Source organism: Segatella copri (assembly GCF_024330485.1).
Lineage (GTDB): Bacteria > Bacteroidota > Bacteroidia > Bacteroidales > Bacteroidaceae > Prevotella > Prevotella copri_L.
In genome coordinates this window covers 1-5,074 of the sequence record NZ_JANDWX010000063.1, presented here as the reverse complement: position 1 = coordinate 5,074, position 5,074 = coordinate 1, and the positions used below count along the sequence as shown (strand labels likewise).

Genomic DNA, 5,074 nt, shown 5'->3' with positions numbered 1-5,074 from the left:
GAGGGTGTTTCCAAGGAAGATTCTTTGGTGATAGCATCGGATGCGATAGCAAGTAAGCCTTATGAAGCTGTTAAATTCAAGAGCCGTGGTGATGTATTTACAGTATCCCGAATCCAGTTTCTTGCTGGTGGAAAGGTGTTGGTGGATGGGTATTATACTACTACGTATAATGAAGATCACAGTATACTTTATTTCGAGGTTGGAGATGGTAAAGGCGGAACATTGGAGAATTTCTATTTGAAACCAAAAGAAGGCTCGCTTTTCTTCTGGGATTTGACAGATAAATATAAGGAAGCTTATCCGCAGGTAACAAAGGTGGAGTTAGTTTGGGCAGCTGCTAAGCATTTTTAAGTTTTCTTCATCCTCAAATCCGCAACCTATAGGGTTTAGTGGGATTTTGCTTGCAAAACGACAAAATTCATTTTATTGTACATATTTCTTACACAACAGAAATGTCGCAGACACAAAATTCCCTTACCCCATAAAGCGACTTGAGGTAATACGCCGGTTTAACCAGAAAAGCATGGCCTTTAACCAAAGTCTGTCTAGAACAGGTTGGCATAAGCATAGTTGTCTGAGTAAATGTTCAATACATGCCTACGTGACGTCTTAATCCATTTTGCTGGAAAAGAGAGCGTAGAATCTCGCTATATTGATAACCATACAATGTGCATCTCAATCCCAAGGTGGAATCTATGGTTTGAACTAAAAGAGCATCAAATTGCTCCATAATCGAAAAAATTCCCCCAAAAGGAGTGAGTTTCTCAGATTTTATTTGTACTTTTGCCATGTTATTCAGAATTTTGTTTGTTTTTATTTTGCAACACTAAGATAAGTGAAATTTCTGACATGGCAAAATCCTGAGCAACTTTTTGTTGCTCAGGTGCTTATAAAAAATATTAAATTATAGTGTTGCGGAAATAAGGCAGACGAAAACGCAGAAGGGTGACGGCGTACACTCGGCCCTTACTTTATTATTTTTACTATGGCTTACTTATTTCTTACACTTGCCATTATTTTAGAAACAGCAGGAACGGTGTGCATAAAACTCTCTGATGGCTTCACAAAGCCGCTACCGGTAGTGGGGACCTGCCTTGCTTACATTGCTTGTTTCTATTTCCTCTCGTTGTCCTTGAAAACTATTCCGTTAGGAATTTCCTATGCAGTGTGGGCTGGGCTGGGAATTGTATTGGGTAATATTATTTCCGTTATATTTTTCGGGCAAAAATTCGATTTTGCGGCAGGCATCGGCATTACACTCATCGTTGCAGGAGTAGTCGTTCTCAATCTCTTTTCAGCGGCATCTGCGCATTGAGAAGAGGCGGCATGAGTATTTAGGAAAAAGTCGTGAGGTATAAAAGAACTTGCTCCGTATTAGTGGAGCAAGTTCTTTCTGTTTGAGGTGTCTTTACATCAATCTATCCAAACAGGTGAATTATGAGAGTTGTCGGACGGGATAAAAGACGCAAGGCGGACCGTATTGGTGGACAGAAAATAAGTCAACCATTTTCAGGAAACGACACCACAAGTCGTGTACCCCAGCAGGAGCAAAACTAACAAATGAGTACACTCACAGGACTAACAAAAATGTACTATTTCAGGAGAGGACACTTTCCTCTATAAAACAAAAATGAATATCTCCGCAAAAGGTAACTAAACAGCTGTATAATTAAAATGAGGCACACGAACTTTCAGGACCAAGCGCAAACAAGGACCTACTCATATAGTTATACTTTCCTCTTCGAGTTTGTACTCAAACTGGCTTCCATAGCCGTCCGTCAGTATGGTTAATTTGTAGACGAGGTGTTACCATCACAAAGGTAATAGCCTGCTGACGGTCGGTATATCGTGTTCATCCTCTTGTTTGGGATGTTTTACGATCAGTAGTGAAGTCAATATAATTTGTGTTGTCATGCAACACATGCCAAACGGCGATGAGCATCTTTCTTGCCACAGCCACCAGAACCTTCATCTTGTTCTTTTTCCTCACTTGCGTCTGATGATATGAGAACCGGCTAAAGAAACAGTCTTTCGTTCTGCTGATTGCCCATGCACACTCTATGATTGTCTTGCAGAGATATACATTTCCATGAGTGATGCTCCTTGACTTGATTTTCTTGTTAGATTCATCGTTTCTCGGTTTTAGACCGCTCCATGAAGCGAGGTGGTTGTCCGTTTCGAACTTGTTCATGTCCGTTCCGATTTCAGCGATCAATGATGTGGCCGCACGTTCCTTTATGCCGGGTATGATCTGTAATCGTTTCAACTCTTCGGGGAATTCCCTTTCGCAAATCTCAAGCATTCTGGCTTGGCATTTCTCCTTGTGTGCCTCCGCCATGTCAAGTTCATCACGCAATTGTGATATCATGTCAATCTCTGCAAGGCTTACCACACCTTTGAGTGATGCTGTGATGACATCTATGCCGTGGTGGTTGATGATGCGTCCATGTATTAGCCTCACCAACTCTTCGGGGGCGGTGACCCCTTGTGAGAAGGCTCTCACCACGGCTTTGTAGCTTTTGCTGTCAACATTGGAAACGTAGTTGCTCAGACGTATATTGCAGCGTTGCAGCACGGCATCAAGTTTTGACAGCTTTCTTATATCTCCTCGTTGAGGTCGAATATACGGCGGTCGTACTGACGCAGCTGTTGGATTGTCTCAGGAGGTACGAAGCTGCCGCGTATAAGCTCCTTCATCGTACACTCGGCAATCCACTGCGCATCCTTCACGTCACTCTTGCGATCAGGGAGCTGGGATTAGCAAGATTCAGCTTGAAGTGTGGAGACAGCACACGCCATATTGGAATCCAGTAGACGCTGGTGCTCTCCATTGACACCTCAACAACATGGTGATGAAGCATCAAGTCACTTAAGAACTGTAATGTTAAATTTATTAATTATGGTTAATAAAACAAACAACAAACTGTTTATGTTCTTAAATTTGTAATATCCTCAAATCCGCAACCTATTGGGTTTCGTGGGATTTTGCTTGTAAAAGACAAAAAATCATTTTATTGTACATATTCCTTGCATAACAGAAATGTCGCAGACACAAAATCCCCTTACCCCAGTAACCTCAATTCCGTTAATTCCGATTGTTGTTTTCAATAATTCAGCAGAGTTGAAAGTTCATGTCAGTAACCATATAGTTGTAAACAGATGTAATTTAAATTGGGCAATATCCCAATATCATGACATTATTCTAAATGCTACACAAGTAGATAGAATTATCAATACTATTCAACGATATTACACAATAGCTGACAAGGAAGAAATAAGACAGCACGAACATAATGTTCACGACAGGCAATATAGAGCAAAGAGTTTAATAAGGCAAGGCGTTTGCCCGCAATGTGGTGGTCAGTTAGTTTTACGCAAAGGAAGATATGGCTCTTTTTATGGGTATTCAAACTATCCTAAATGCAAGTTTACACTAAATAAATGAGAGGGGAATGTATTAAGTTTATTTCCCTCTCATTTAGTTTAGTTAGTTTCCAGAAACTTTATTTTGAGCTTTTCATAGCACGTTTTATGCGATTTGATTCTTGCAAAAGCTTATTGGCTATACTATCTTTATAAGTAGCCATTTCAACCATTTCATGATGATGGCGAATAGAATCCTCGTAGGCAGCAACACGATTTCTTACATCATCTATAACTTTCTCATCTCGGCAAACAGAAAAATGCTTTTCGATGTATCGAACATTGGGGTCATCGGATGGAAGCACCATCTTCAAAGCCCGATACTTCAAATCTGCCTCCTCCCAATCTTGATGCTCTCGCCATTGGGTGAGATTGCCCCAAATGGAGAGAACAAGAGATAGAGCCAAGCCACCAATGAAAAGAAGAACAGACTTTGAAGTTGGCTCGAAGCGATGAGTCACTACTTTCTTCAGAGGTGTGTTATCCATTGCGTGAAGTTTGTCCTGCACAATTTTTGATGTGGCATTCAGCTCTTGTTTCACCTGATTAACAGTATCAAGCAAGAGTTTACTTCGCTGTTCATCTTTGCTTGCTTCTTTTTTGGTAAGGTCGGTAAAAATGCAGATAGCTTCTCTTAATCTTACCAATTTGTCAATAGCATCCCCTTCTTTTACAGCCATAGCAAGAATAGCTTTTTCAAGTTTGCTAGTATCAACACTTACAGAGGCCGGAGTGCTTTCCGCCTCTGTATTCTTTGGTGAGGCAGAAAGTTCATCGACTTTTTGCTCCAATCTCTCAACTGTGCCGTAGATGGCTTCTAACATTTCTTCTTTCATCTTTCTTATGTTGTTTGAATGGTTTGTAACTTGCATCAAAGGCTAAAGCCTCTTCTGCGTTTCTTCTTTTTCTTCTTGACTGATTCATCCTCTGGGAATGGCTCAAAGGTCTGAGCATTGGCTGGAGCAAAAAGTCCAATGGAAGAAATACCATCCCAAGGGTCCTGGCTGCTCTCCGATATGGATGGCACCTGCTCATATTGCTGAGCAGAGCTGGCTCTTGCTGATAAAAGGTTCTCCATTCCCTCAAACCTTGCATTCAGCTTGCCAAAGCTATAGTCTCGGCTAATCTGCGTACCCTTGAAGCTATATCCATCCTTGCAGAAACGGATGCCTTGAACCTTGGTTCGCTCCTTATCCTTATAGACAAACTCTAAGTGAACACCTCGTTTTGCAAGTTCACTTTTGAACTCGTCCCAGCTATCTGCCATTCTCAATGCGCTCTTTACAGCATTGTGAATCTCGTATTTGGCACGCTCCCTATTGCGCAATTTGCAAGTATTTGTCTTGCTTTTGTCCGTTCCGTAGGTCAGTCCATACTTGGATTTTAGAGCCTTGGTCACCTGCTCATTACGCCTGTAATCATTCCTGTCTGATATGAGTTTGCCCTCATTATTGATGCGGTTATATACGATATGACAATGTGGATTGTCCGTGTTGTGATGCCTTACTATGATGAATTGGGTTTTGGTAATGCCCATCATCTGCATGTATTCAAGGGCTATCTTAGCCATGAACTCATCCGTCAAACGTGGCCTGTCCTCTGGTTTGAAGCTCAATGCAATGTGTCCCACAGGCTTCTTTATCCTTGGATT

Annotated in this window: 5 protein-coding genes and 2 pseudogenes; 3 read left to right on the top strand and 4 right to left on the bottom strand. The window is 41.4% G+C overall.

Annotation, left to right across the window (positions count from 1 at the left end; all coding sequences use genetic code 11):
* Window positions 1-351, top strand: a 351-nt coding sequence (locus NNC77_RS16000) for a hypothetical protein (protein WP_254971816.1), incomplete at its 5' end; no start/stop codon positions are given.
* 277 nt (window positions 352-628) lie between these two features.
* Here NNC77_RS16000 and NNC77_RS15995 read toward each other — a convergent pair.
* A pseudogene (locus NNC77_RS15995) lies at window positions 629-790 on the bottom strand (IS1380 family transposase); the annotation flags it as partial.
* Window positions 791-985: 195 nt separating this feature from the next.
* On the opposite strand from NNC77_RS15995, the gene NNC77_RS15990 reads away from it, so the two are divergent.
* Window positions 986-1,315 carry a DMT family transporter gene (locus NNC77_RS15990; protein ID WP_117692378.1) on the top strand — a complete coding sequence of 110 codons (330 nt, stop codon included), beginning with the start codon at window positions 986-988 and terminating at the stop codon, window positions 1,313-1,315.
* A gap of 537 nt (window positions 1,316-1,852) precedes the next feature.
* On the opposite strand, the pseudogene NNC77_RS16800 reads toward NNC77_RS15990, so the two are convergent.
* Window positions 1,853-2,882, bottom strand: a pseudogene (locus NNC77_RS16800) (IS110 family transposase); the annotation flags it as partial.
* 158 nt (window positions 2,883-3,040) lie between these two features.
* Between NNC77_RS16800 and NNC77_RS15975 the strand changes: the two are divergent.
* Window positions 3,041-3,445: a topoisomerase DNA-binding C4 zinc finger domain-containing protein gene (locus NNC77_RS15975; protein WP_254971814.1), complete on the top strand. Its 405-nt coding sequence runs from the start codon at window positions 3,041-3,043 to the stop codon at window positions 3,443-3,445.
* 58 nt (window positions 3,446-3,503) lie between these two features.
* Here NNC77_RS15975 and NNC77_RS15970 read toward each other — a convergent pair whose 3' ends face one another.
* Both NNC77_RS15970 and NNC77_RS15965 read right to left on the bottom strand, forming a co-directional pair.
* On the bottom strand, window positions 3,504-4,259 hold the full coding sequence (locus NNC77_RS15970; RefSeq protein ID WP_254971813.1) for a hypothetical protein: 756 nt from the start codon (window positions 4,257-4,259) through the stop codon (window positions 3,504-3,506).
* A gap of 35 nt (window positions 4,260-4,294) precedes the next feature.
* A partial coding sequence (locus NNC77_RS15965; protein WP_254971811.1) for a relaxase/mobilization nuclease domain-containing protein occupies window positions 4,295-5,074 on the bottom strand: 780 nt, incomplete at its 5' end.